The following is a 26,402-nucleotide window of genomic DNA, read 5'->3' on the forward strand; positions in this document are numbered from 1 at the left end:
GTTCCCCGATTGCCCGAATTTGGCACGGATCACAGTTTTTTGTCCAGCCATATTGAATGAATGTTCAACAAATGGTGTTGCGTTTTCCCGTTGATGCGCTAGGCTTTGCCCGCGTTCTGGACTGATCCGCATCGGCATTTGGGGTTGAAGATCCGATGATCGAAACGGCTGACGCCGAGCCGGAATATGACGACACCGCCATTCGCTTCCTCGAAGCGCTGTGGGGCGAGGGTTACCTGTCGCCGGGCGGCCCGGAAGAGGTCGACCGCGTGGTCGAAGGCCTCTCGCTCAAGGGCAAGACGATCCTCGATGTCGGTTGCGGCACCGGCGGCATCACGTTGCATCTGGCCGCGCGGCACGGCGCGGCGCGAGCCACCGGCTTCGACGTCGAGAAGCCGGTGATCGAGACGGCGAGGCGAGGGGCGGCCCGGCAACGTCTCGAAGACCGCGTCAGCTTCGTCCAGGCGCCGCCGGGGCCGCTGCCTTTCACGGACGCTTCCTTCGACGTCGTCTTCTCCAAGGACGCGCTGTTGCATGTGCCGGACAAGGACGCGCTGTTCGCCGAAATTTTTCGCGTGCTGAAGCCCGGCGGGGTCTTTGCGGCGTCGAACTGGATGATCGGGCATGACGGCGAGCCGTCGCCTCAGATGAAGGCCTATATCGCGGTCGAGGGGCTCTCCTTCGCCATGGCCTCGCCGGCGCGTTATGCCGAAGCGATGCGGCGCGCCGGCTTTACCGACATTGCCGTCCGCGACCGCAATCCATGGTACCGCGAGGTCGCGCGGGAGGAACTGGCGCGCCTCAAGGGACCGCTCTACGCACAGGCCGCCGCGGCGGTCGGCGCGGCCTATGTCGACAAGAACATCAAGACCTGGGAGGCGATGCAGAAGGTGCTTGACAGTGGCGAGCACCGCCCCACTCATCTGCGCGGTTGGAAGCCGGTTGGATAGCCGGCGATGCTGGAGACCGTCACACCCATGAAGACTGCAGAGGCGAGCGGCGCCCTCCCTGAAACGGCACGCAAAGGCGATGCCGAAAAGCGCGGCCGCAAGGCCTCGAAAGAGGTCAGGCAGCTGCAGCTGATCGAGGCGACGATCGATTCACTGGCCAAGCGCGGCTATGCGGAAACGACGATGGCCGACGTGGCCGACGGCGCGGGCCTGTCGCGCGGCATCGTCAACTTCCATTTCGAGAGCAAGGAAAAGCTGCTGATCGCCACGCTGCAGCATATGTATGACGAGTATTCGGCGCATTGGCGTGCTGCGTTGCAGAAGGCGGGGGACGATCCGGCAAGGCAACTGCAGCAGCTGGTATGGGCCGATTTCGACCGCTCGATCTGCAACAAGCGCAAGCTCGCCGCCTGGCTCGCCTTCTGGGGCGAGGCCAAGTCGCGGCCGACCTACCAGGCGCTGAGCAGTTCGCGCGACGCCTATTACCAGCAGGTCTTCATCGACCTCTGCACGACGCTCAAACAGAGCGGCGGCTACGCCTATGACCCGCAGGTCATCGCCCTGGCGCTCAGCGCCATGCTCGAGGGCCTGTGGCTGCGGCTGATGATGGGCACCGAGGACACGACGCGGGAGACGGCCTTGCAGTCGGCGAATGCATTTTTGGCCGCCGCTTTCCCGAAACACTATGGCTAGCAAAAGCCGGGGTTAGCAACAGCCGGCCAAACAAGACCGGCAAAACCAAAAGAGGATGGAACAGCATGAAGAAATTCAGCCGACGCCTGACACTGACCTTGGCGCTTGGCGGCGCGCTCGCGGCCTCCGCGGCAGCGTTCGCCGTCGCCGCCGACAAGGACCTGATCGTGTTCGACTGGTCCGGCTACGAGGATCCGAGCTTCCACGGCAAATATGTCGAGAAGAACGGCGACTCTCCGACCTTCGCCTTCTTCGGCGACGAGGATGAGGCGTTCGAAAAGATCCGCTCCGGCTTCAAGTCCGATCTCGGCCATCCCTGCTCGCAGAGCGTGGTGAAGTGGCGCGAGGCGGGCCTGCTGCAGCCGCTCGACACTTCCAAGATCGCCGGCTGGAAGGATCTCAACCCCGGCATCATGGCGATGAAGGACCTCGCCACGACGTCCGACGGCAAGGCCTGGTTCATGCCGTGGGACTGGGGCGACACCCAGCTCACCTACAACTCCGACAAGATCGCCGAAAAGGACGTGCAGTCGCTGAAAGCCTTCGCCGATCCGAAATACAAGGGCAAGGTTTCGATCGGCGACAATGTCGACGATGCCTACGCGCTGGCCAGCCTCGCCATCGGGCTCAAGGACTGGACCAAGATGACGGACGACCAGTTCAAGCAGGCGTCCGACTTCCTGCGCCAGGTGCACAAGAATGTCCGCTCCTACTGGACCGACACCACCGACGTCGTGCAACTGCTCTCCGGCGGAGAGGTCGATCTGGCCTGGGCCTGGAACGACGCGGCGGTGCAGTCGCAGGCCGCCGGCGTGCCGATCAAGTCCAAGAAGGACACCGACGAAGGCATCTCGACCTGGGTGTGCGGCTATGTGCTGTTCAAGGACGCCCCCGGCAACATCGACAAGGCCTATGACTATCTCAACGCCGTCAACGATCCGGAAGTCGCCAAGGTGCTGGTCAAGGATTGGGGCTACGGCCAGGCCAATGCCAAGGGCATGGCCGGCGTCGACCCGGCGATCCTGAAGGAAAAGGGCTATGACGACGTGGGAAAATTCGTCGACAAGACGCTGTTCCAGTCGCCGGTGCCGTCCGCGCTCAAGCTCAAGATGATCGCCGAGTTCGAGAAGATCAAAGCCGGCTATTGAGCCGGACTTCAGCGGCCCGCTCACTACAAAGCAGAGCAAGGTGGGCGGGCTCGCCAAAGCCCGGGAATTCTCCTAACCTCTCCCGATATGTCCGCGATGGGGGAGTTTCTCGCGCCATGAAAACCATGCTTCGCCGCTTTGCCTTGGCTGCCGTCGTCACCGTCGGCGCGGGTACTGCCTATGCGCTTGCCGAAGGCGGCGGCGACCTCGTCGTCTTCGACTGGTCCGGCTACGAGGACCCGCTGCTGCATCCGGCCTACGCCGCCAAACACGGCGCCGAGCCGATCTTTTCCTTCTTCGGCGACGAGGACGAGGCCTTCGAGAAGATGCGCGCCGGCTTCAAGGCCGACATCGCGCATCCTTGCTCGCAAAGCGTGGTGAAATGGCGCGAGGCCGGGTTGCTGCAACCGCTCGATACCTCGAAGATCGCCGGCTGGAAGGACCTCAATCCAGGCATCATGGCGATGAAGGATCTCGCCACCACCGCCGACGGCAAGGCCTGGTTCATGCCTTTCGACTGGGGCAACACTTCGCTGCTCTATCGCACCGACAAGGTGACCGCCGACGAGGCGCAGTCGCTGAAGATCTTCGCCGATCCGAAATTCAAGGGCCGCGTCACCATCGGCGACAATGTCGATGACGCCTATGCGCTGGCGAGCCTGGTCATCGGCCTGAAAGACTGGACCAAGATGACCGACGAGCAGTTCAAACTGGCCTCCGCCTTCCTGCGCGACGTGCACAAGAACATCCGCTTCTACTGGACCGACGACACCGACCTCAACCAGGCTTTCACGGGCAACGAAGTCGATCTGGTCTGGGGCTGGAACGAGACCTATGTGACGTTGAAAGGGCAGGGCCTGCCTATCGCCATGAACCGCGACACCAAGGAAGGCATCTCAACGTGGGTGTGCGGCTATGTGCTGCTCAAGGATGCGCCGGGCAAGCCTGACCAGGCCTATGATTTCTTGAGCGCCGTCAACGCGCCGGGCGTTTCGGAGTATATGGTGAAGACCTTCGGCTACGGTCACGGCAACAGCGCGGGCATGGCGGCGATGGACCAGAAGCTGCTCACCGAACGCGGCTTCGACAATCTCGACAAGTTCCTCGACAAGACGCTGTTCCAGCAGCCGATTGCGCCGGACCTCAAGCAGCGCATGGTCGCCGAGTTTGAGAAGATCAAGGCCGGCTATTGAGCAGCAGCATCGAAAGAACCGACGTCGTCATCGTCGGCGCCGGCTTCACCGGCCTGTCCGCCGCGCTCGACTTTCAGCGCGCCGGCGTCGATTTCCTTGTGCTGGAGGCGCGCGACCGCGTCGGTGGCAGGGTGGAGGCTGTCCGCAATGGACTCGGCGAACTGATCGACAGCGGCGGCCAGTTCCTGTGCCAGGACATGCCTGAGCTGATGGCGCTGGCCAAGGCGCGCGGCAAGACTTTCGTCGAGACCTATATCGAAGGCGAGTTCATCACCCATCCGTGGATGTCGGTCGAGGAGGCCGAGCGGACCTACCAGGTCGCGATGGCGATCCGCGAGCGCATGAACAGGATCGAGCCGGACGATCCGTCGATCGCTGGGCTGACGGTCGCGACATGGCTCAAGCGCCAGAAAGACACGACCGACGCCAAGGCCGCCTTCCGTTCTATGATCGAGGGCCTGTGGTGCCTGGCGCTGGACAAGGTGCCGCTGTGGTACCTGATCGACAATGATCGCCGCATCACCAACGAAGTATTCGAGCTGCAGTATTTCCTGCGCGAGACGATGCAGTCGCTGGCCGACGATCTGGCGGCAGACCTTGGTGATCGGCTGCGGCTGAATGAGCCGGTTGCGCGCGTCGAGCATGGGCCGCAAGGCGTTCGGATCGTTTCGGCCCGCGGTGTGATCGAAGCGCGCGCGGCGCTGATCGCCTTGCCGCCGGCGACGGCCGCGAAGCTCGATTTCGTGCCTGCCCTGCCGGCGGCGCTCGCAGGCGCGCTCGGCGTCTGGGAAAGCGGCGCGGTGATCAAGATCCTGGTGCGCTACGCAAAGCCGTTCTGGCGCGAGCGCACCTTGAGCGGCATGGTGATGTGGCGCGACCAGCCGGGGCTGTTTGCCTGCGACGCCAGCAAGGATGCCGACCATGTCGCGCTTGTCGTCTTTGTCGGCGGGCCGCTGGCGCTGCGTTGGCATGCGCTCGGCGAGGCGGCATTGCAGGCGGAAATCACCGCGAGGCTTGTCCAGGCGCTCGGCCCGCAGGCCGCCGACATCGTCGATTTCAGCGTGCGAGACTGGACGCATGACCGCTGGAGCGGCGGCGCCTATAGCGATCTCGTCACCGATGTGACCGCACGCGATGCCGAGCGCGTGATCCTTGCCGGCGCGCCGCCGGTCCATTTTGCATGTTCGGAACTGTCGCCGTCATTTCCAGGCTATGTCGAAGGCGCGATCGTGGCGGGGCGCATCGCCGCGCAGAAAATCATCGACGGGGCTTCAGCTTCTTGGACTAGCCGAGCGTGATCTCCCCGGATATCGGCGTCATGTCGATCGACGAACTGATTTTCCGCATATCCTCCTCAGTCGCAGGATTGTAGACGACCATGCTGAGGTCCGGCCTGCCGTCGACGGCGAAAGAGGAATACTCGAAGGCAAGCGGACCGAGCGTCGGGTGGCGTATGTGCTTGACAGCTTCGCCGTATGCGCCGCGAACATCGTTGTCGTGCCACATCGCCCTGAACTCGGGGCTAAGCCGGCAGAGTTCATCAACAAGAGGCTCCGCTTCCGCTCCGGCCCCCGCACGCGCGGCATCCACACGGAACATCCCCACCAGATGGCGCGCCATGCTGTCCCAGTCGTACTGCGCTGCGCGAACGCGCGGGTCGAGGAAGACGATGCGCAGCACATTGCGCTGATCCGGCGGCAGGGATCCGTAATCGCCCAGCATAACGGTGGCGGCGCGATTCCAGGCGACCACGTTCCAGGTCGCCGTTCGGATGAGCGCAGGGCTTGGCTCCAACGCCTCAAGGACGCGCCGCAGTCGTGGCGTAACACCATCGTCCCGTCGGTAGCGCACCTCGGGCGGGCGGCCGAGGCCAAGCAGAAAAAGGTGCTCCCGCTCGATATCCGTCAGCATGAGCGCGCGCGAGATCCGGTCGAGGACGTCCGGCGAAGGCGCGCCGCCGCGCCCTTGTTCAAGGCATGTGTACCACGTCGGGCTGATGTTGGCCCGCTGCGCCACTTCCTCACGACGCAAGCCGCTTGTGCGGCGCTTGGCGGGGAAGCCGAGAGCGCCTGGATCGAGCTTGCCGCGACGATCCCGGAGGTAGGTACCAAGACGGTTCTCCATATCCGGATGCTTGCTTATGGTGTTATTCATTTTACTACCATAATCTCCCTACTTTACTATCATAATCCGAACGACGACATGTGTCTCCAGCGAAATTTGGAGACATTGCTCATGCGTGTGTTTGTCACTGGCGCCACAGGATGGATCGGCTCGGCCGTCGTCAAAGAACTGGTTTCCGCAGGACACCAGGTCACGGGACTGACCACCACGGCAGACGGAGCAGAGAGGCTGAAAAAGCTGGGAGCGAAGGCGCGTGTGGGAAGGCTCGCTCAACACGATCTGCTTCGCGACGCGGCCGCGCGATGCGATGCCGTGATCCACACGGCTTTCATTCATGACCTGTCCCACATGAGCTTGACGACACGCCTGCGCCTGTTCGCGGGGGCGCTCAACGGAGGTATCGTCGCCAGCTTCCTGCGAATTCTTGCTGAAACCGAGTCCGGGGCGATCCTGGCTCTGGGCTCAGGCCTGGAAGGTTCCGGGCGCCCCCTCGTGGTGACGTCGGGAGTCGCCTTCCTGCCGCAAGGGAAGATTTCGACGGAAAGCGACGACCATATGTCGGACAGCCCAAATCGTTCTTTCTCCGAGGCGGCGGCCCTGAGCCTGATTGCGCGCGGCGTCCGTTCCTCCATCATCCGGCTGGCACCGACCGTGCATGGCTTCGGCGATCGCGGATTTGCCGCGCAGATCATCGCAGCCGCCCGTAAGAAGGGCGTCTCTCCCTATATCGATAGTGGTGCCAACCGATGGGCTGCGGTGCATCGACTCGACGCAGCCAAGCTGTTCCGGCTCGCCCTGGAAAAGGGCGTCAGCGGCGCAAAATATCATGGGGTTGGCGAGGTCGGCATCCCGTTTCGCGATATTGCTTCTTTGATCGCGACCAGGCTCCGGCTGCCTGCCGTCGGCATTCCCGCCGCCAAAGCGGCCAAGCATTTTGGAATTCTGAGCAATTTCGTAGGTCTCGATAACCCTGCGTCCAGCGAGTGGACTCGCCAGGCGCTCGGCTGGGTTCCTGAACAGGAGAGCCTGCTCGCCGACATGGACGCCCACTACTTTGCGCCAGGGTCCTGACTAATCCGACATCGCGACCAAAGCCTCTGGGTCGTAGGCGAGGCGGATCGAGGTGCCGACCGGGATGTCGTCGGCGCCGAAATCATTGGTCTCGGTGACCGAGAGCGGCTTTTCCAGCCCCGGGATCTCGACAATCAGATGGGTGATCTCGCCGAAATAGTGGCGTTCGACCACCTTGCCGGCGACCTCGAATTTTGCTGTCGCATTGTCCCACAAGACGCGCAGGCGTTCGGGCCGGATGCCAAGCGTCGCCGCGCCGCCATTGCGGACGAAAGCCCTCGGCTTGTCGGTCTTGACGCGGCCGAAGCCCAGCGTGTCGAGCACGAGCGAAGCGCCGTTCTCCTCGACGATCTCGGCCTTGACGAAATTCATGCCGCCGAGGAAGTCGGCAACCTTGCGGTTGACGGGGCGCTGGTAGATCTCCTTAGGCGAAGCGACCTGCGCGATGCGGCCGCCGAACATCACGGCGATGCGGTCGGACATGGCCAGGGCCTCGTACTGGTCGTGCGTGACCAGCACGAAGGTGATGCCGACCGCCTGCTGCAGGCGGCGCAATTCGACCTGCATCTGCTCGCGCAGCTTCTTGTCGAGCGCCGAGAGCGGTTCATCCAAGAGCAGCACTTTGGGTCGCATGACCAGCGCCCGGGCCAAAGCGACGCGCTGGCGCTGGCCGCCGGAAAGCTCGGTGGCGCGACGCTTGCCGAGACCGGTGAGCGACACCTGCGCCAGCGCTTCCTCAACGCGGCGCTTCTCCTCGCCGGCGTCGAGCCTCAGCCGCCTCAGCCCATAGGCGACATTCTGCTCGACATTGAGATGCGGGAAGATCGCGTAGCTCTGGAAGACCATGTTGGTCGGCCGGCGGTTGGCGGGAATGCCGTCCATCGGCTGGCCGTCCACGGCAATGGAGCCGCTGGTCGGCGTGTCGAAACCGGCGATCATGCGCAAGAGCGTGGTCTTGCCGCAGCCCGAGGGCCCGAGCAGGGAGAAGAACTCGCCCTCCCTGATCGCCAGCGAGGCATTGTCCAGCGCCTTGAAGGCGCCGTAGCTGCGCGTCACGTCGCGGATCTCGATCATGGTGCGATCCGATTGGGTACGTTCGGATTGGACCCGCTCAAGCATAGAGGCCTCCCTCGTTCTGGGTGCGTCTCGCCGCGCGGCGGCGCAGGATTTCGGCAATCGTCATCAGCAGGAAGGACGCAAAGAGCAGCAAGGTGCCGAGCGCCAGCACACCGGGAAGCTTGGCCGCGAAGCGCAACTGGCCCCAGATGTAGATCGGCAGCGTCGCCTCGGTGCCGGTGAGGAAAAAGGCGATGATGAATTCGTCGAGCGAGATCGTGAAGCAGACGAGCAGGCTGGAGATGATCGCCGGCGCGACCATCGGCAGCGTCACGCGCCAGAAGGTGCCGAAGGCGCTCTCGCCGAGATCGGCGGAAGCCTCCTCCAGGCTGCGGTCGAAGCCTTCGAAGCCGGAGGTCAGCACGGTCATCGAATAGGGAATGCAGACCAGCACGTGGCCGAGCACGACGGTGAACAGCGACAGGCTGAGGCCCAGTTGCAGCATGACCAAAAGCATCGAGATGGCGACGATTACCTCCGGCAGCACCAGCGGCGCCATGATCAGCCCGTTGATGGCGCCGCGACCCGGGTAACGGTAGCGGGTTATCGAGCGGGCGGCGAGGATGCCCAGCACCGTTGACAGGATCGCGGCGGAGACGCCGACGATCAGGCTGTTCCAGGTGGCGTCGATCAGCGCCGGCGTGCGCGGCAGGTCCTCATACCAGTGCAGCGTGACGCCCGAGAGCGGGAATTTCGGCGTCGCTGCCGTATTGATCGAGAAGATCGGCAGGAAGATCACCGGCAGATAAAGGAAAAGCAGATAGAGGACGGCGTAACTCGAGAGCCAACCGGGCAAGAAACGTCTTATCGCCGTCATCGTGCCAGCCTCTGCAGGGCGCGGAAGACCAGCACGGTGGCGCCGGCCATCAGCGAGACGATGATCATGGTGGTGACGGAGAGCGCGGCACCCAGCGGCCAGTTCGACGCCTTGCCGAACTGCGCCTGGATGGCGTTGGCGATCATCACGCCGTCCTTGCCGCCGACCAGTTTCGGCGTGACGTAGTCGCCGACGGTCGGGATCATGACGATCAGCGCCGCCGAGATGACGCCGGGCGCCGACAGCGGCAAGGTGACGCGCAGGAAGGAGCGCAGCGGCCCGTCGCCGAGGTCGGTCGCCGCTTCGACCAGGGTCCGGTCGACCTTCTCCAGCGAAACGAAGATCGGCAGGATGGCGAAGGTCGCCCAGGCATGGGTCAGCGTGATGATGACGGCGGTGGAATTGTAGAGCAGCGCATCCGATGGCTCTTGGATGATGCCGAGGCCCATCAGGCCGGAGTTGAGCACGCCGTTATAGCCGAGGATCACTTTCCACGACATCACCCGCAGCAGGTAGCTGGTCCAGAACGGGATGGTGATGAGGAACAGCCACAGGCTCTTGTGGCGGCCGCCATGGAAGGAAATGAAATAGGCGATCGGGTAGGCAAGCGCCACGGTCAGCAGACTGACCGTCAGCGAGATGTAGAGCGAGCGCCAGAGCAGGTCGCGGTAGATCGGCTCGGTCAGCGCGATCCGGTAATTCTCCAGCGTGAATGTGTGGTCGATGGTGAGATAGTTCTGCGTCCAGAAGGAATGCGCGATGACGACCAGGATCGGCAGGACGAGAAGAATAAGGGCATAAACGAAGGTCGGACTGATCAGGGCAAAGCCCTGGACGGCTTCCGATTGCAGAAAGGGACTTCGTCTCGGTCCCGCCATGCGCAGCGGGGGCGTCCCTTCCGCCGCCGCCGTCATTGCAGCGCTCCGGGCGTGATTTCGGTAGCTGGCTCGGACTGTCCCGCCATGCGGCCTTCCCATTCGTGACGCCGGCCGCCTGTTCCCGATTTATGCTCGGAGCGCGATCGCTCCTAGCTTGCCGGCTTTCTTTCATCATGAGCGCATCCGCCGATTGAAATCAAGCGCTATTTCTGCGATATTGATTGAACGGATATTCAAAATGAAGTGATGAAAAGCCGAATTTCCATGGTTTTCCATGCCGTTTGATATCCGACGAAAATCTGACAACTCTGGCAATGCGAGGCGAAAATGGCGGCTCAAAGCAAGATCAAGGCAGGCGAACTCATCGAGCCCGGCGATGGCGATGCGGTCGAGCTCGCCAAGCGCCACCTCGTGCAGCCTTGGCCTTATGCCGGCTCGGTCGGCAACGAAGCCCGCGCGCTGATCGGCGAGGGTGACGGCATCTACATCACCGACGGCTCCGGCAAGCGCCTGATCGACGGCCCGGCCGGCATGTGGTGCATCAATGTCGGCCATCGCCGCGAGGAACTGGCTAAGGTCATGTACGACCAAGCGATGGCGCTCTCCTACAACACGCCATGGTACACGATGAACGCGCCCTCGGCCGAGCTTGCCCGGCGCATCGCCGATGCGGCGCCTGGCGACCTCAGCCACACCTTCTTCACCACCGGCGGCTCGTCGGCGGTGGAGACGGCGCTGCGCTTCATGCAGTTCTACAACAATGTGCGCGGACGGCCGGAGAAGAAGCTCATCCTCAGCCGCGGCGGCGCCTATCACGGCTCGACCTATCTGTCGGCCTCGCTCAACGGCCGCCCGCGCGACCGCGACTGGATGGACGGCGCCGACGAGTTGGTGGTCAAGCTGTCCTCGCCCGATCCGTTCCGGCGCCCGAAAGGCATGGGCGTTGCCGCCTTCACCGATTTCCTGGTCGACCAGTTCCGCGACACCGTCGCGCGTGTCGGCGCCGACCGGATCGGCGCCTTTGTCGGCGAACCGGTGCAGGCTTCCGGAGGCGTCATCGTGCCGCCGGACGGTTATCTCAAGCGCATTCGCGAGATTTGTCGCGAGAACGATATCCTCTATGTCTCGGACGAGGTGGTGACCGGCTTCGGGCGGCTCGGCCATGTCTTTGCCTCCGGCGATATGTTCGGCATCGAGCCGGACATGATCACCTTCGCCAAGGGCGTCACATCGGGCTATTTCCCGCTCGGCGGCGTCATCATCTCCGAGCGGCTGCTGGAAGAGCTGCGGCGCTCCAACCATCCCGACGCGTTGTTCGGCCATGGCCTCACCTACACCAGCCATCCGATCGGCTGCGCGGTGGCGCTGAAGAATCTCGACCTGCTGGAAGAGGGCGTGCTTGCCCATACGCGCGAGATCGCGCCCTATTTCCAGGCGCGGCTGAAGACGCTGGAAGAATTGCCGCTGGTCGGAGAGGTGCGCGGCATGGGGATGATGGCTTGCGTCGAATGCGTCGCCGACCGCGAAAGCAAGGATCCGCTGCAGCTCGACAAGGATGTGGGAAAACGCATCGATGCGCATTGCCACGAGCTTGGCCTCCTGGTGCGGCCGCTGATCAACATGTGCGTGATGTCGCCGCCGCTGATCATCAGCCGCGAGCAGGTCGACGACATGGTGGCGATTTTGCGCGAAGGGATTTCGCGGACGATGGACGATTTGCGGAAAGAGGGCGCGTGGCGGGGGTAACCTTATCTTCCTTCTCCCCGTGGAACGGGGAGAAGGAAGAGCCTCATCCCCTCGACCGCAGCGCGTCGTTCAGCCCCCACATGTCCTTTTCCTCGGGCGCGGTTTCCAGGCCGAGAACCGGGACCTGCTTGCGCAGATGGTCGTGGTGGGTGCGCACGCCATATTCGAGGTCGGAGAGATAGAAGCCCTCGAAGGCTTCCGACAGCATGGATTCGTTCGACCACACGGAAAGCTGCACGTCCTCGTTCATCGTGTCGCGGTCGATGCGATAGGCGAGGTAGCGCGCGGCCGCCTGTTCCCTGCTCTCGTCCTTGTAGCGGTAGACCGCGCCGCGCAGCAGCGTCTCACCGGTCGACAGCGGGAACTCCTGATAGAACTGGACGGATTCCGGCATGATCGACAGCGCGTTGTTGGGGAAGATGCCGTAATAGATCCATGCCTTGCGCAGATGTTCCGGCAGATGCGTGGCCTCGGGCGCGAGCTTGATGTACTCGCGCACGCTCCAGCGCCGGCCGGCATGCGGATTGTAGGTGGCGAAGGACCGCGACACGCCGTTGATGAAGGGTTCGTCGACATAGGTCGCGCCATAGAGGTCCTGCAGCGCGGGATGGGCCATGGCGACGTGATAACCTTCATTGTCGACGTCGCGCACCGACTTCCAGTTGACCGGCGATTTCTGGGTCCATATGCCCCAGGACGGCACCATGTCGGCGATATTGTAATGCGCCATCTCGGCTTCGATCGGCTTCAGAAGCTCGGCCACCGAAGGCTGCGGACCGCCTGAACGGAGGCGGATGAAGATGAAGCCCATCCAGATTTCGAGGTCGAGCGGCATCAGGCCGAACTCGGTCTTGTCGAGCTCGGGGAAGGAGCGCGGACGGGCGGCGCCCCGCAGCGTGCCGTCGAGATTGTAGACCCAGCCGTGGAACGGGCACACCAGAGCGTTTTTGCAGGTGCCCTGGCTGTCGGCGACGACGCGGCTGCCGCGGTGGCGGCACATATTGTTGAAGGCGCGCACGACGCCGTCGTTGCCGCGCACGATCAGCGCGCGCTCGCCGACGACGTCCATGGTCAGGTAGTCACCAGCGTTGGGCACGTCGCAGACATGGCCGGCGATCTGCCAGTGATTGCGGAAGACATATTCCTTCTCGAGCTCGAGAAGGGCGTTGGAATGGTAACTCCACCCCGGCAAACCCCGCCGGTCCCAATCATTGGGGATCGCCACGTCACGGAGGTGCGGGTTCATGGGCATGCTCTTCTTTTTGTTGAATACTCATTCAATATAAGCATATTTTTCATTGAAATGCAATGGCTTGCGGAGATATGGAAATTTCATGGCGACAAGTCTGACCTCGCCTAAGCCGGAAAAATACCGGAAAATCCGGGTGTTAATCGAGGAAGCGGAACGGCAATTCAGAAGGCGGATGCCCGTCTCGGAGAAGGCCTGTTTCGACGGGTCACGGGCGTGCGGCAGACAGCGGCGACGCGCTCGATTCAGGTATTGCTGTGTGAGGCTGCTTACAGTCGGCCCCGCGCGACAGGCGCATATCTGCGTCGACCAGCTTCGATGGCCGTCGAGCGGTTGCCGCGGATTGGGGATGCCGGCGCGTCCGGCGCCTGTTTCAATCCTGTTACACAGGCTGCCACCGCCGATCATCCGGCTGTTACTCGGTGCGATTATGTTCGTTTCATAGCAAAAAGAAAGATAACGAAGGGAACAACGATGTTTGCGAAAGCCCGCGTCGCCGACGCCAATCGCCGCCTTGATGTGCCGGAACGCAATGACCGCCGGCCGAAGCTTGCGCTGCGCCAGCGCGCCAGCGACCATCCGATGGCGATGTTAATGCTGATCGGCGCCTGCGCCCTTGTCGCCATGCTGGCGGCACCCGCCTCAGGTCCGGCTTTCGCCTCGATCAATCCGCCAGTCAATGTCATCGAGGGCGCCCAGACCACGCTCAAGACCGCTCGCCTGCCGGAACCTTTGATCGACTTTGCCTGCAAGGGCCAGAATTGGGGCGCCGAGAGCGTCGACTGCCTGCGCGCCATCGCCGAGCAGTCCGGCCAGCACAGGGAACGCGCGGTGCGCATGATCGCCAACGCCGCGCCGCTCACCAACACGCCGAACGTCTTTTAAGACCTCCCCTGAGCGCACCCTCCTGCGCTCGAGTCAGGCTCCCGCCGCATCGTCGGTCGGGAGCCTCTTTTTTCGGGTCTATTGATATTCAGGTGGGACCGGCCTGCAAACAGCGGGCTTCTGCGCTTCCGGTGCTCACATACTGCAAGGACGCTCCACTCCGGCCTTCGCCGGCCGAAACCATCATAAGTGTCTCCGCTCTATGAAGGCTACGGCCGGCATAGGCCGGTTCTCGGTAGCCATCATTTTCGGCTCGGCCTGACCTGAATCTCAACAGACCCTGTGGCGGCGCGAGGGCAACACTCGGCCACACCTTTGCGATCTTGTTCTTGCCTCGGACCGGTCGGTTCAAATGTGGGCGCCGTTGTCGGCTGCGGCGGCGACCTCGTCGGCGATGGTTGAGAGGATGCCGCGGACGTCGAGCGTCGAGAAAGGCTTCTCCAGGATCTGCGGGCGCTGCAGCGGCGGTAGCGCTTCGATCTCCGCCTTGGCGCCGATCATGTCGCCGGTCACGAGCACGAAACGCTTGGCCAGCGCGGGCCGCTGGGAAAGCAGTTCGCGGTAGATCGCCATGCCGCTGGTACCCGGCATGCGCAGATCGGAAAAGACGATGTCGGGCGGCATATGGCCGTCCAGCACGTCGGCGGCGGACGTCCAGCTTGCCACGACGCGTGACTTCAGGCCCATCAGCTCCAATATATCTGAAAGCGAACCGGCGACGTCGGGTTCGTCGTCGATGATCAAGGCATGGCGCAGTCCGCTCGAGCGTACGGCACTCTCGCCGGCCTTTGCCGCCTCACCGGCGATCGCCGGCAGATGAACGACGAAGCGCGCGCCGTGCGGCTCGACTTCCTCGAACCAGATGTTGCCGTTGTGGCGTTCGACGATCGATTTCGAGATCGACAGGCCGATGCCGGTGCCGACGCCGACCGGCTTGGTGGTGAAATAGGATTCGAAGATGCGCGAGCGGATCGCCTCAGGAATGCCGGGGCCGTTGTCCTCGACGGAGAAGCCCGGATTGCCGCGCTCGCCGCGGAAAGTCCGCACCTTGATGCACCGTTCCCCCTCGACGCCGGCCAGCGCATGCTGGCTATTGATCAAGAAGTTCGCGGCAACCTGGGTGACATGGTCGGCATCCGCCATGGCTAGCAGTGGCCCACCGGCGAAATCGGTGTCGATGATGATGCCGCTGGAGCGCGCGCCATAGGCGGTGACCTCGAGCGCCGAGCGCACCACCTGGTTGAGATCCGTCTCGGCTTGCTCGGTCGGGTGCAGGCGCACCATCGACAGGAAGCTCTTGACGATGCGACCGCATCGCTCGGCGGCGGCGCGCACCTTCTCGGCGCGCACCTTGGTCTGCGGGTCGCCGGCGAATTCATGCAGCAGCGTCGACTGCGCCACCACCACCGCCAGCGGGTTGTTGAGCTCATGCGAGACGCCGGCAAGCAGCGAGCCCATCGCCGCCATCTTCTCGTTCTGGTGCAGCTTCTCGCGCTGGCGGTTGATCTCCTCCTCGGCCTGCAGCTTTTCGCGCAGGTCGCGGATCGAGCCGAAGATCAGGCGGCGATCGGCAACGCGCATCTCGGTCGCCGTCAGCTCGATCGGGAAAATCTCGCCCGCGGCGTTCTGCGTGACGGTCTCCAGCCGCTGGCCGACCATCGGCGCGCCGCGGCCGGCCATGTATTCGGCGCCGGAAGCATAGCCTTTGCGGTAGTATACCGGAACGATGGTATCGAGCAGGTCCTTGCCGAGGATCGCGCTGCGCTGGAAGCCGAACATCTTCTCGGCGGCCGGATTGAACTCGATGATCGAACCCGTCTCGTCGATGACGATGATGGCGTCGAGCGAGGCCTGCAGCATGGTGCGGCGGATCACCTCGCTGGCATGCGCCTCGGATGGCGAGCGCTCGATGGCGTCGCCGATGGCCAAGGCGATGATGTGCAGCGTCGCCTCTTCCTCATCCGTCCATTCGCGCTCGGCGATGCAATCGTTGATGGCCAGCGTGCCCCAAAGGTGGCCATGCGCGAAAACGGAGACGGACAGGAACGACTTGATGCTCTGCTTCTCGAAGTCGGCCCGCAGGAAGCCGTCGAGGTCGCGCGTGTAGCCGGAGAAGATCTTGCCTTGCCGCTCGTCTTCCTGCAGCCGCTCCAGCAAGGAATCCGAGTTGATGATCGACTGCACGATCACGGTGGGCGAGGCCAGCTCGCCGCCGAAATCCGGGTCGATCCAATAGGCGGCGACGGACTGGGCAAAGCCTTGGCCCGGCAATTCACGCAGGCGGAAGAGGATGCCGCGATGACAGTCCATCTTGCGGCACATCGTCCCCAATATGTCGTCCATCTCGCGCTGCCAGTCGCCTGCCTCGCGCAGGCGGCGCACGACGTGGACGGCCGCCATCGCGGCGCCGCCCGGACGCGAGCCATGCATATCGGTGCGTGCTGCATCAGCAGTCATGGTCATTCCAGGCCCGGACGTCGGTCGTTCAGAGCCCTCTCCGTTGCTCGGAAACGGCGAACCGCACTATCGCTTTGTTTTGACGCAATTCCGGACGGAAGGCTATGGCCAAGGCGCCGAGCCGGCCGTTTCATGCCATTCCCGGAATTGCTCTAATTGGCGTCGCCGCTCGGCAGCGAGAAGATATAGCCTTCGCCGCGCACCGTGCGCAGGAATCTTGGATTGGCGGGGTCGGCCTCGATCTTCTTTCGCAACCGCATGATGCGGATGTCGACGGCGCGCGAGGACTCCGGATCCTCAACGAAGCCGATCGCTTCCGAAATCGCCGCCCGCGTCAGGAGCCGGTTGGCGCGGGTGAGGAAAACCTCGAGCACGTCGAACTCGCTCTTGGCCATCTCGATGACCGCGCCGTTGGCGCCGATGACCAGACGGCCGTCGAAATCGGCCTGGAAGCCGCCGAAATTCATGAAGCGGCGATTGCCGGTTTCGGCCATCGCCGCCTGCGGCTCGGCGGGCCGCGGCACGCGGCGCAAAACGCTTCGCACCCGCGCCAGCACCTCGCGCAATTCGTACGGCTTGACGATGTAATCGTCGGCGCCGAGCTCCAGCCCGACGATGCGGTCGAGCGCGGTGCCGGCGGCCGTGGCGTAGATGATGCCGATCTGCGTCTTCGAGCGCAGCCAGCGGCCGAGCGACAGCCCGTCCTCGCCAGGCATGGCGATGTCGAGGATGGCGAGGTGGAAGGACTGCGCCTCGAACAGCGCGCGCGCCACGGCCGCATTGTCGGCCGTGACGACGTCATAGCCGCTGGCGCCGAGATATTCGGCTACAGCCTCCCTCAGATCCGGTTCGTCCTCGACGACGATGATGCGTGCCTTCACGACGCGCTCGCTCCCGCTTTCAGCGGAAAGTAGATTGGGTATAAACATGATGTCCAGCACTCATCTCGGGTTGTCTGTGGCGGGGGTGGAGAAAATGGCAGCACGATCCGTCATTGCGCTTGTGTCCGTTGCCGAGGTGGTGGCCAAAGATCTCGCCGATCATCTCGACCGGCGCGGGCACGATGTGCGCCAGGCGCGCCAACCCTGGGAGGCGGAGACGCTGCTTTCGGCCGGCGGCATCGATGTCGTGATCGTCGGCGACGACGTCACCCAGGCCGAGGGCCGCGAACTGCTCAGGCGTTACGGCGGCCAAGGCGGGGGTGGCGGGGGCGGCCCCGACTTCATCCTGATCTGCCGGCCGCGCGACCTTGTCGACAAGGTGCTGGCACTCGAGCTGGGTGCTGCCGACGTCATCGAAAGCCCGCTCAACGTGCGCGAGCTTGCCGCGCGTATCGGTGGCCTGCTGGCCAGGCGCGGCAGGGCAGGCGGCGAACTGATCGTGCTGGAAAACGCCACCGTCGATCTGCGGTCGGCCATGGTGATGCATCGCTCGGGCTCGGAGGATCAGCTTTCTCCGGGGCAGGTGGCGCTGCTCAGGCTGTTCCTGGCGAGCCCGCGCAAGGTGCTGACGCGCGACGACATCATTGCCGCGGCGCCGGCCGAGAATGCCGACGCATTCGACCGTTCGATCGACTCGCGCATCGTGCGGCTGCGCCGCAAGCTCGACACCGAGACCATCACCACCATCAGGGGCGCCGGCTATCGTTTCGATCCGCCGGTCCGACGCAACGGGTAAGCTCCGATCGGCGAGGCGTTTGAGCATCGGCTTTCCCACGCGGTGGTCATTCTGGATCCGACGCCCGGCGTCAGCGCACCACGATGACAGAGGGGCCGGACGGAAGGTCGGCGCTGGCGGTAATCTCGGCCTTGGCGCGCTCCTTGAGCAACACCGTCGCCAGCGCGGCGAAGCCGAGCAGACCCTGCGCGTAAAGCAGCGCGTAAAGCACAGAAGCGGCAAATTTCGTCTTCATCTTCAAACCCAAATCTCGAAATCGTCGGTGCTTCAGGAAACTCCCGAAGCGCCCGCGCCGCTGACGGAGCCCCCCGCTGCGGCGCGGGCCTTCGGTCCTCTCGGCAGCAAGTCGCCGGAGGGGCCGCGTGTCCTCATCAGCCGAAGGCCAACCCGCCAGAGGGCCTTCAGCCGGTGGACGCGCAGGCTGGAGACAATCCAGACCGTGGCGATGAACAGAGCCATGTGCAGCGTCGAAACCTCGCCGGACGTCGTCGCCGCCAGCGTCGTCGCCGGGTTGCCGGCTGCCGAGCCGGCGCCGAGCACGATCGCCGCGACACTGATCCTGAGAAGCCAGGAGCGGAGTTTTCGTTTGCAGATGTCTGTTCCCGTTGCGTCAAATCTGACGCCGGCCTGTATCCGCATCATGCCGCCAGAGATGCACTTTGTTGCAAATCGGTTTCGAAATTGGCCGCCCTGCTTTCACTTAAGGATGAAAAGCGCTTTCGTTTGCGTTGCAACATACGATTTGGTTGCAAGGTGAAGCGAGCCTGCTGCTTGCGACGGACTCAATTCCGGCACCTTCTCTGTTAACTTCGAGAAACAAACTCGAAACAAAAACGAGCATCAAGCGAAATTGACCTGAAACAGGCGTCCTCGATAAGGCGGTCCATCGAAATTGAAGCCGGACACAACGGCAAAAAACAGAGGGATCGTCATGCACACTGCCATTTCCGCCAAGCTCATCAATGTCACCGCCGCCGCGCTCACCGGCGCGGCGCTGCTCTTCGGCGCCGGCAATGCCGCGCACGCCAACCAGATCGTCGCCAAGGTCTCGCTGTCGCAGCAGATCATGGAAGTCACGGTCGATGGCCGCCCGACCTACACCTGGAAGGTATCGACCGGTGACAGGAGCCACATCACGCCGATCGGCTCGTTCAAGCCGACCCGCATGCATGAGATGTGGTATTCGAAGAAGTACGACAACGCGCCGATGCCGCATTCGGTCTTCTTCAGCGGCGGCTACGCCGTTCACGCCACCTATGCCATCAGCCGTCTTGGCCGTCCTGCCTCGCATGGCTGCGTGCGGCTGCATCCGGATGCGGCGGCCGACTTCTATCAGCTCGTCGAGGCCTTCGGCCCCGGCAACACCAGCATCGTCATCGTCAAGTAACGGACCGGGGTCAAGTAACGGACCGGGGTCAAGTGACGGGCTGGGTAAAGTAGCAGGCGGGTTGCCGCCTTCGGGATAGCGCCGAAGCCGTGGGGCGACCGCCAAAAAAAGAGGCCGGAATTTCCGGCCTCTTTTTTTGCGGCTCGCTTCAGCTCGGCAGCGCCGGCATCAGCTTCGGATCGGGCTTCTCGGCGAGATGCGGCAGGTCCCTGCTGGCGATGAACGTGTAGAACATCGGCACGACGAAGAGCGTGAACATGGTGCCGACCAGGATGCCGGTGAAGATGACCAGGCCCATCGAATAGCGCGCGGCCGCACCGGCGCCGCTGGAGACGATCAGCGGCACAACGCCGAGCGCCATGGCGGCCGTGGTCATCAGGATCGGCCGCAGGCGCACCTTGGCCGAAGCGATGATGGCGTCGCGGCGCCGCATGCCATGCATTTCACGCTGCTGGTTGGCGAATTCCACCAGCAGAATGCCGTGCTTGGTGATCAGGCCGATCAGCGTGATCAGGCCGACCTGGGTGTAGATGTTGAGCGTTCCCAGGCCGATGTTGAGCGGCACGATCGCGCCGAAGATCGACAGCGGCACCGCCATCATGATGATCAGCGGGTCGCGGAAGCTCTCGAACTGGGCCGCCAGCACCAGGTAGATCACGATCACGGCCGCCGCGAAGGCGATCAGGATGGTGTTGCCCTGTTCCTTCTCCTGCCGCGACTGGCCGGAATAGTCGACGAAGAAGGTGTCGGGCAGGGTCTCCTTTGCGAGGTCCTCCAGCACTTTCAGGCCGTCGCCGGTGGTCACGCCGGGCAGAGGCAAGGCCGAGATCGTCGAGGAGTTCAGCTGGTTGAACTGCTCGATGGCCGCCGGCGAGGCGTTGGTCGAGATCTTCACGACCGCCGACAGCGGCACCATCTTGCCGTCGACGCTGCGGACGAAATATTGGCCGAGCTTCTCGGGGTTGTCGCGGAATTCCTGCGGCACCTGGGGGATGATGTCGTAGCTGTTGGAATCCCGGTCGAACTGCGCCACCTCGGCGCCGCCGACAAGCAGCGTCAGGGTGTTGCCGATATCGGCAATCGGCAGATTCAACGCCGCCGCGCGCTCGCGGTCGATGGTGACGGTGACCTGCGGCGCATCGTAAGCCATCGAGTTCTGCACGACGATGAAGCGGCCCGAGGCCTGCGCCTTGTTCTTGATCTTCTCCGCCTGCTCGAAGACTTCCGACGGGTCGCCGGTGGAGCGCACGACCATGGAAATCGGCAAGCCGCCGCCGGAACCGGGCAGCGTCGGCGGCGCGAAGACGAAGGCCTCCACGCCGGCGACCTTGGAGATGCGTCCCTGGATGTCAGCCTGAAGCGCCTTCGAATTGCGCTTGCGTTCCGCCCAGTCCTTGAAGGCGAAGCCGACAAAGGCGCTGTTGGTGGCGCCGCCAAAGGCAACGGCCGAGAACTGCGCCCTGGTCTCGGGAATGTCCTTCACCAGGCCGAGGATCTGGTTGACGTAGGTCTCGGTGTAATCCGACGTCGCGTAGCGCGGCGCGGTCACGATCGAGAGCAGGAAGCCCTGATCTTCTTCCGGAGCGAGTTCGGTCGAGGTCTTGGTGAACATGAAGCCGGTAAGGGCGACCAGCGCGACGACGATGATCAGCGTTACCGGGCGGTTCCTGAGCGAGGCGGTGACAGCCCGTTCATAGAGGTGTTCGACGCGTGTGAACGTGCCGTCGACGATACGCTGGAAGCGGCCGTGCTGGCCGGCCTTCAGCAGACGTGCCGACATCATCGGGGTGATGGTGATGGCGATAAGGCCGGACAAGACCACCGAGCCGGCGAGCGTCACCGCGAATTCACGGAACAACGCGCCGGTCAGGCCGCCGGTGAAGGCGAGCGGCGCGAACACGGCGGCCAGGGTCATGGTCATCGCCACGATTGCGGTCGCGATCTCGCGCATGCCGTTGAATGCCGCCTGCATCGGCGACATGTGGTCCTCCTCCATGTGACGGTGGATGTTTTCCACCACCACGATGGCGTCGTCCACGACAAGGCCGATCGCCAGCACCATGGCCAGCAGGGATAGAAGGTTGATCGAGTAGCCGACCGCAAACAAGATGAAGCAGACGCCGATCAGCGACAGCGGGATGGTGACGATCGGCATCATAACCGAGCGGAACGAACCCAGGAACAGAAGGATGACCACGATGACGATGGCGACCGCCTCGCCGATGGTCTTGAACACTTCCTCGATCGACGCGCTGATCTGGCCGGTGGCGTCGTAGACGATCTCGATCGTCATGCCTTTCGGCAGCGTATCCTGGATCTGCGGCACGAGCTTGGTCAGCGCCGCCGCCGTCGTCAGCGGGTTGGCCGCGGGCGTCGGGAAGATGGCCAGGAAGGTTCCAGGCTTGCCGTTGAAGCTCACCCTGGTGTCGGTGTTCTCCGCGCCGAGCTCGACTCGCGCGACATCGCGCAGGCGCACAACCTGGCCATCCGTCGACCGGATCGGGAGCTGGGCGAAGGCCTCGGGCGTCTGCAGGGTCGAATGCACGGTGATCGAGGAGACCACATATTCGTTCTGGGTGTTGCCCGGCGCCGACAGGAAGTTCGAGTTGTTGATCGCCGTCAGCACGTCCACGGCCGTGACGCCCCGGGCGGCGAGCCGGATCGGGTCGATCCAGATGCGCATGGAATATTCCTGGGCGCCGAAGATCTGGACGTCGGCGACGCCTTCCACGGTCGAGATGCGAGGCCGGATGACGCGCTCGATATATTCGGTGAGCTGCTCCTTCGTCATGTTCGGGTTCTGCATCGAGATGTACATCATCGCGAACTGCTGCCCGGTGCCCTTGACGATCACCGGGTCCTTGGAGGCGTCCGGCAGGGTGCCGCGCACGCCCTGGACCTTGGACAGCACCTCGGCGAGCGCGACGTCCGGGTTGGAGCCGAGCTTCATCTGCACGGTGACCGTGCTAGAGGACGGACGGCTGGACGAGGTCACGTAGTCGATGTTTTCGGTCGAGGCGACGGCGCGCGCGATCGGGGCCGAAATGAAGCCCTGGATCAGGTCGGCGCTGGCGCCGGGATAAGCCGTGGTGATGGTGATCGCGGTCTCGTCGACCTTCGGATACTGGCGGATCGACAGCCCGAAGATGCCCTGGAAGCCCAGAAGCAGGATCATGCAGGCCAGCACCGTCGAGAGCACCGGCCGGCGAATGAAGAGGTCGGAGAAGCTCATTGCTGAACCTGCTTGTTCGCCGATTTGCTGGGATCGATGGTGTTGTCGACGGCAACCGACATGCCATTGAAGAGGCGGTTCTGGCCGGCCGTGACAACCTGGTCGCCGTCCTTGAGGCCCTCGGTGATCTCGACCATGCCGTTGTTACGGCGGCCGAGCTTGACGAACACCTGCGAGATGGTGAGCGCAGGCTGCTGCGCGGCCTCGGCCGGCTTGGCGGCGTCGGCTGGTTTGGCGGCGTCGCCGGACGCCTTGTCGGCCGGTTTTGCCGCGTTGTCGGCGGGCTTGGTGGCGTCAGCCTGCGGCTTGGCGGCATCGCCGGCCGCCTTGTCGGCGCCGGCCTTCTGCTCGTCCGGCTTCGCCGGCGCGGCAGCGGCACCCCCGGCGGGCTTTGCCGGCTCGACCACGAAGACATAATCGCCATAGAGGCTGGTCGTCACCGCCGTCTGCGGCACGGAGATGACGTTGTTTTCCTGCGGCAGCTCGACGCGGATCTGGACGAACTGGCCAGGCGTCAGCTTGCCTTCCGGATTGGCGACCTCGCCGCGAATCGAAACCAGCCGGCTTGCCGGATCGATCTTGGGATCGATTCCGCGAATGGAGCCGGCAAAGGTCATGTCGGCGAGGCTGCCGCCGAGCTTGACGGTCTGGCCGATCTTGAGCAGCGGCAGCTGCTGCTCGGGAACCGTGAAGTCGACCCGCATCGTGTCGAGGTCCTGGATCGTCACGACGGAGTTGCCGGGGGCCAGGTACTGTCCGACGTCGATCTTCGGGATGCCGACCGTGCCTCCGAAGGGCGCCGACAACTGCTTCTGGTCGAGTACGGCCTGCATCTTGTTGACTTGTGCAGCCGAGGCGTCCCCCGCGGCGCGCGCGGCGTCGAGCGTCGCGTCCGTGCCGACGCCGCGGCGCTGCAATTCGATCGCGCGGGTCAGCGCCGCCTGATCCGAGGCGGCCTGCGCCTTCTGCGCCACCAGATCCGCTTTCTCGACCGCGTCGTCCAGCTGCAAGAGCACCGCGTCGGCGGCAACCTTCTGGTTGGCGTGGAAGAGGATGTCCTTGACGATGCCGCTGGTCTCGACGGTAAGGTCGACGCCGCGCACGGCATTGACGGTGCCGATCGCCTCGATGCCGGGGGTCCACTCCGAGGGCTTGACGGTCACTGTCGAAACCGTTGCGGCCGGCGGCTTCATGGTGGCGAAATACTGCTTGATGCCGGCGTCGCGCATGAAGTTGAAGCCAACGATGCCGACGCACACCAAGGCGAGCAGCAGCAAGAATCCGGCGATGATGAAAAAGCGCTTCACGGATGGTCCCCTCGAGCCGGCAACCGGCAAATCAATCGATGTCGGGACACATATCGACGAAAGGTCCCGATTTCAAATGGCGCGCCTTACTGTACCGGCTGGACGGTCTTGTCAATTCCGCCTAGGCTAATGTAGGGGGAGGCGTGATGAGAGTACCCAGGGCGAACTCACGCGAAAAGATACTTGCCGCCGCCGCCGACGTGGCGCGCGAGGCAGGCCCGGGAAGCCTGTCGCTCGAGGCGGTCGCCAGCCGCGCCGGCGTGTCGAAGGGCGGCCTGCTCTACAATTTCCCGACCAAGGCCAAGCTGATGCAGGGACTGGTCGAAAGCTATCTCAGCGATTTCCAGAGCGCGCTCGAAGCACGCGCCGCAGAGGCCGGCGACGAAAGCGTGCTCTCAGCCTATATCAAGTTGTCGGCCGACGACTGCGAGCGGCCGAAACCCTCGGCATCCTGGATGTTCTCGGCGATCGCCGAAGATCCCGATTTTCTGACGCCGATCAAGGCCTTCAAGCACCAGCTGTTCGAACGGCTGAAGGGAGAGACGGACGATCTCGGCCCGCTGCTGGTCTGCTTTCTCGCCATCGAGGGAATGCGCAGCATGAATCTGTTTGATTCAGACGTGCTGTCCGAAGACGAGCGCAAGCTGCTGGTGTCCTCGCTCCTGAAGATAGCCGGATAGGTCGCCAAACGGTTTGGTAGAGACCAAACGGTTTGGTGGTGACCAACCTGTTTGGTGGTGACCAAACGGTTAAGAGCGTCACACCAGCTTCATCCTGGCGACATAGCGTCCTCCCCGGTTCTTTGCTGCAATGCAAACGGAGTGGGACAATGGTGGACGTAGTTTCCAGTGAGGCGGGGATCCCGAGACCGGATCATCCCCTAGAACAATCGGGCGGTGCCAAATGGTTCCTGCCGGCCTTCGGCGTGCTGGTGCTCGTCGGCATCGTCTATGTCGGCTATGCGCTCAGCCAGGATCTGGCTATCGCCAAGACGGTGCCCTGGATCCTGCTCGGCATCGCCCTTCTGATTGCGCTGGGCTTCGAGTTCGTCAATGGCTTCCACGACACCGCCAACGCGGTCGCCACCGTTATCTACACGCGGTCGCTGCCGGCCGAATTCGCCGTCATGTGGTCGGGGGTCTTCAATTTTCTCGGCGTCTTGACCTCGAGCGGCGCGGTGGCGTTCGGCATCCTGTCGCTGCTGCCGGTCGAGCTCATCCTGCAGGTCGGCTCGTCATCCGGCTTCGCCATGGTGTTCGCCCTTCTGGTCGCCGCCATCCTGTGGAACCTCGGCACCTGGTTCCTCGGCCTGCCGGCCTCGAGCTCGCACACGATGGTCGGCTCGATCATCGGCGTCGGCCTCGCCAACCAGTTCATGGCCCCGGCCGGAAGCGCCACCAGCGGCGTCGACTGGGGCCAGGCGACCAATGTCGGCATCACCTTGCTGGTCTCGCCGATCGTCGGTTTCTTCGCCGCCGCCATCCTGCTCTACGCCATGAAGCTCCTGGTGCGCAATCCGGCGCTCTACGAAGCGCCGAAGGGCAATGCGCCGCCGCCATGGTGGATCCGCGCGCTGCTGATCTTCACTTGCACCGGCGTCAGCTTCGCGCACGGTTCCAATGACGGTCAGAAGGGCATGGGCCTGATCATGCTGATCCTGATCGGCGTCGTGCCAACCGCCTATGCGCTCAACCGCACGCCCGACATCAACTATCTCGAAGCCTACAAGTCGGCCTCCGCCGGCGTCGAGACGGCGCTGGGCAAATATGCCAAGCCCGGCGTCACCGTTGCCGATGCCAATGCCGCAAAGGCGGCCGTGCAGGAAGCCGTGCGCAGCAAGACATGGAACGATCAGACGACCGTTGCACTGCAGACCTATATCCACAACACGACTGCCGGGCTGCAGCCCTACGCTTCCGTCGACAACGTGCCGACCGACCTGGTCAGCAACGCGCGCAACGACATCTATCTGATCGGCGAAGCGCTGAAGCTGATCGACAAGAAGAAGCTGCTGCCGATGCAGGACGCCGACCTGAAGTCGGTGACCGACTACCATAAGGCGGTCGACAACGCGACGAAGTTCATCCCGCTGTGGGTGAAGATCGCCGTGGCGCTGGCGCTCGGCCTCGGCACCATGGTCGGCTGGAAGCGCATCGTCGTCACCGTCGGCGAGAAGATCGGCAAGAGCCACCTGACCTATGGCCAGGGCGCCGCCGCCGAGCTGGTCGCGATGGTGACGATCGGCATGGCCGACCGTTTCGGCCTGCCGGTGTCGACGACGCACGTGCTGTCGTCCGGCGTCGCCGGCACGATGGCGGCCAATGGCTCCGGTCTGCAGTGGTCGACCGTGCGCAACCTCCTGCTGGCCTGGGTGCTCACGCTGCCCTGCTCGATCGCGCTGGCCTTCGTGCTGTTCGTGATCCTGCGCCACGTTTTCTGAGCGGCGGTTCTTGCCTGACCAGCAACATCGAC

Annotated in this window: 24 protein-coding genes; 12 read left to right on the forward strand and 12 right to left on the reverse strand. The window is 63.7% G+C overall.

From position 1 onward, the window contains the following. Positions 1–155 precede the first annotated feature (155 nt). The 5 genes from FJ957_RS22735 (at position 156) to FJ957_RS22755 (ending at position 5,282) form a co-directional block, all read left to right on the forward strand. Positions 156–950: a class I SAM-dependent methyltransferase gene (locus tag FJ957_RS22735; RefSeq protein WP_140835079.1), complete on the forward strand. Its 795-nt coding sequence runs from the start codon at positions 156–158 to the stop codon at positions 948–950. A gap of 27 nt (positions 951–977) precedes the next feature. Beyond that, positions 978–1,643: a transcriptional regulator BetI gene (betI, locus tag FJ957_RS22740; protein ID WP_246674403.1), complete on the forward strand. Its 666-nt coding sequence runs from the start codon at positions 978–980 to the stop codon at positions 1,641–1,643. A gap of 65 nt (positions 1,644–1,708) precedes the next feature. Further along, a complete protein-coding gene (locus FJ957_RS22745) occupies positions 1,709–2,791 on the forward strand; it encodes an ABC transporter substrate-binding protein (RefSeq protein ID WP_140835081.1) in 1,083 nt (360 codons plus the stop codon). A 116-nt stretch (positions 2,792–2,907) separates the two neighbouring features. After that, entirely contained in the window at positions 2,908–3,984 is a 1,077-nt protein-coding gene (locus tag FJ957_RS22750; RefSeq protein ID WP_140835082.1) for an extracellular solute-binding protein, read from the forward strand. Next, entirely contained in the window at positions 3,981–5,282 is a 1,302-nt protein-coding gene (locus FJ957_RS22755) for a flavin monoamine oxidase family protein (RefSeq protein ID WP_140835083.1), read from the forward strand. The genes FJ957_RS22750 and FJ957_RS22755 overlap by 4 nt, the downstream gene beginning before the upstream one ends. On the opposite strand, the gene FJ957_RS22760 is transcribed toward FJ957_RS22755, so the two are convergent. Next, a complete protein-coding gene (locus tag FJ957_RS22760; protein WP_181177707.1) occupies positions 5,269–6,138 on the reverse strand; it encodes a helix-turn-helix transcriptional regulator in 870 nt (289 codons plus the stop codon). The two genes, FJ957_RS22755 and FJ957_RS22760, sit on opposite strands and share 14 nt — an antisense overlap. A gap of 81 nt (positions 6,139–6,219) precedes the next feature. On the opposite strand from FJ957_RS22760, the gene FJ957_RS22765 reads away from it, so the two are divergent. Continuing rightward, complete coding sequence (locus FJ957_RS22765) at positions 6,220–7,179, forward strand: SDR family oxidoreductase (protein WP_140835084.1); 960 nt, start codon at positions 6,220–6,222, stop codon at positions 7,177–7,179. On the opposite strand, the gene FJ957_RS22770 is transcribed toward FJ957_RS22765, so the two are convergent. The 3 genes from FJ957_RS22770 to FJ957_RS22780 are packed head-to-tail and all read right to left on the reverse strand — an operon-like array spanning position 7,180 to position 10,026. Next, the gene (locus FJ957_RS22770) at positions 7,180–8,253 is read right to left on the reverse strand and encodes an ABC transporter ATP-binding protein (RefSeq protein WP_140835085.1); all 1,074 of its coding nucleotides are present in this window, start codon (positions 8,251–8,253) and stop codon (positions 7,180–7,182) included. Between the two features lie 37 nt (positions 8,254–8,290). Further along, positions 8,291–9,112: an ABC transporter permease gene (locus FJ957_RS22775; RefSeq protein WP_140835086.1), complete on the reverse strand. Its 822-nt coding sequence runs from the start codon at positions 9,110–9,112 to the stop codon at positions 8,291–8,293. Next, positions 9,109–10,026: an ABC transporter permease gene (locus FJ957_RS22780; protein WP_140835087.1), complete on the reverse strand. Its 918-nt coding sequence runs from the start codon at positions 10,024–10,026 to the stop codon at positions 9,109–9,111. The genes FJ957_RS22775 and FJ957_RS22780 overlap by 4 nt, the downstream gene beginning before the upstream one ends. 291 nt (positions 10,027–10,317) lie before the next feature. Here FJ957_RS22780 and FJ957_RS22785 point away from each other — a divergent pair, with 291 nt between their 5' ends. After that, the gene (locus FJ957_RS22785) at positions 10,318–11,736 is read left to right on the forward strand and encodes an aminotransferase (RefSeq protein ID WP_140835088.1); all 1,419 of its coding nucleotides are present in this window, start codon (positions 10,318–10,320) and stop codon (positions 11,734–11,736) included. Positions 11,737–11,779: 43 nt separating this feature from the next. Here the strand turns inward: FJ957_RS22785 and FJ957_RS22790 are convergent, their stop codons facing one another. Both FJ957_RS22790 and FJ957_RS22795 read right to left on the reverse strand, forming a co-directional pair. Next, positions 11,780–12,982, reverse strand: coding sequence for an aromatic ring-hydroxylating dioxygenase subunit alpha (locus FJ957_RS22790; protein WP_140835089.1), 1,203 nt, complete (start codon positions 12,980–12,982; stop codon positions 11,780–11,782). 27 nt (positions 12,983–13,009) lie between these two features. Then, positions 13,010–13,393, reverse strand: a complete 384-nt coding sequence (locus tag FJ957_RS22795; protein WP_140835090.1) for a hypothetical protein — start codon at positions 13,391–13,393, stop codon at positions 13,010–13,012. Between the two features lie 66 nt (positions 13,394–13,459). On the opposite strand from FJ957_RS22795, the gene FJ957_RS22800 reads away from it, so the two are divergent. After that, positions 13,460–13,870 carry a hypothetical protein gene (locus tag FJ957_RS22800; protein WP_140835091.1) on the forward strand — a complete coding sequence of 137 codons (411 nt, stop codon included), beginning with the start codon at positions 13,460–13,462 and terminating at the stop codon, positions 13,868–13,870. Positions 13,871–14,218: 348 nt separating this feature from the next. Here the strand turns inward: FJ957_RS22800 and FJ957_RS22805 are convergent, their stop codons facing one another. Then, a complete protein-coding gene (locus FJ957_RS22805; RefSeq protein WP_181177706.1) occupies positions 14,219–16,327 on the reverse strand; it encodes an ATP-binding protein in 2,109 nt (702 codons plus the stop codon). A gap of 152 nt (positions 16,328–16,479) precedes the next feature. Further along, positions 16,480–17,208, reverse strand: a complete 729-nt coding sequence (locus FJ957_RS22810; RefSeq protein WP_246685935.1) for a response regulator transcription factor — start codon at positions 17,206–17,208, stop codon at positions 16,480–16,482. Positions 17,209–17,302: 94 nt separating this feature from the next. On the opposite strand from FJ957_RS22810, the gene FJ957_RS22815 reads away from it, so the two are divergent. Next, entirely contained in the window at positions 17,303–18,004 is a 702-nt protein-coding gene (locus FJ957_RS22815; protein ID WP_140835092.1) for a response regulator transcription factor, read from the forward strand. Between the two features lie 70 nt (positions 18,005–18,074). Here FJ957_RS22815 and FJ957_RS31905 read toward each other — a convergent pair whose 3' ends face one another. Together FJ957_RS31905 and FJ957_RS22820 are read right to left on the reverse strand one after the other, a co-directional pair. Beyond that, positions 18,075–18,239, reverse strand: a complete 165-nt coding sequence (locus FJ957_RS31905; RefSeq protein ID WP_181180677.1) for a hypothetical protein — start codon at positions 18,237–18,239, stop codon at positions 18,075–18,077. Positions 18,240–18,271: 32 nt separating this feature from the next. Further along, positions 18,272–18,646 carry a hypothetical protein gene (locus FJ957_RS22820; protein WP_246685936.1) on the reverse strand — a complete coding sequence of 125 codons (375 nt, stop codon included), beginning with the start codon at positions 18,644–18,646 and terminating at the stop codon, positions 18,272–18,274. A 289-nt stretch (positions 18,647–18,935) separates the two neighbouring features. Here FJ957_RS22820 and FJ957_RS22825 point away from each other — a divergent pair, with 289 nt between their 5' ends. Further along, entirely contained in the window at positions 18,936–19,391 is a 456-nt protein-coding gene (locus FJ957_RS22825) for a L,D-transpeptidase (protein WP_140835093.1), read from the forward strand. Positions 19,392–19,539: 148 nt separating this feature from the next. Here FJ957_RS22825 and FJ957_RS22830 read toward each other — a convergent pair whose 3' ends face one another. Continuing rightward, positions 19,540–22,623, reverse strand: coding sequence for an efflux RND transporter permease subunit (locus FJ957_RS22830; protein WP_140835094.1), 3,084 nt, complete (start codon positions 22,621–22,623; stop codon positions 19,540–19,542). Then, positions 22,620–23,930, reverse strand: coding sequence for an efflux RND transporter periplasmic adaptor subunit (locus FJ957_RS22835; protein WP_246685937.1), 1,311 nt, complete (start codon positions 23,928–23,930; stop codon positions 22,620–22,622). The genes FJ957_RS22830 and FJ957_RS22835 overlap by 4 nt, the downstream gene beginning before the upstream one ends. A 146-nt stretch (positions 23,931–24,076) precedes the next feature. Between FJ957_RS22835 and FJ957_RS22840 the strand changes: the two genes are divergently transcribed. Continuing rightward, a complete protein-coding gene (locus tag FJ957_RS22840) occupies positions 24,077–24,610 on the forward strand; it encodes a TetR family transcriptional regulator (protein ID WP_140835095.1) in 534 nt (177 codons plus the stop codon). Between the two features lie 149 nt (positions 24,611–24,759). Then, positions 24,760–26,370, forward strand: coding sequence for an inorganic phosphate transporter (locus FJ957_RS22845; RefSeq protein WP_140835096.1), 1,611 nt, complete (start codon positions 24,760–24,762; stop codon positions 26,368–26,370). Positions 26,371–26,402: the final 32 nt, after the last annotated feature.

The organism is Mesorhizobium sp. B2-4-6, from assembly GCF_006442775.1.
Classification (GTDB): domain Bacteria; phylum Pseudomonadota; class Alphaproteobacteria; order Rhizobiales; family Rhizobiaceae; genus Mesorhizobium.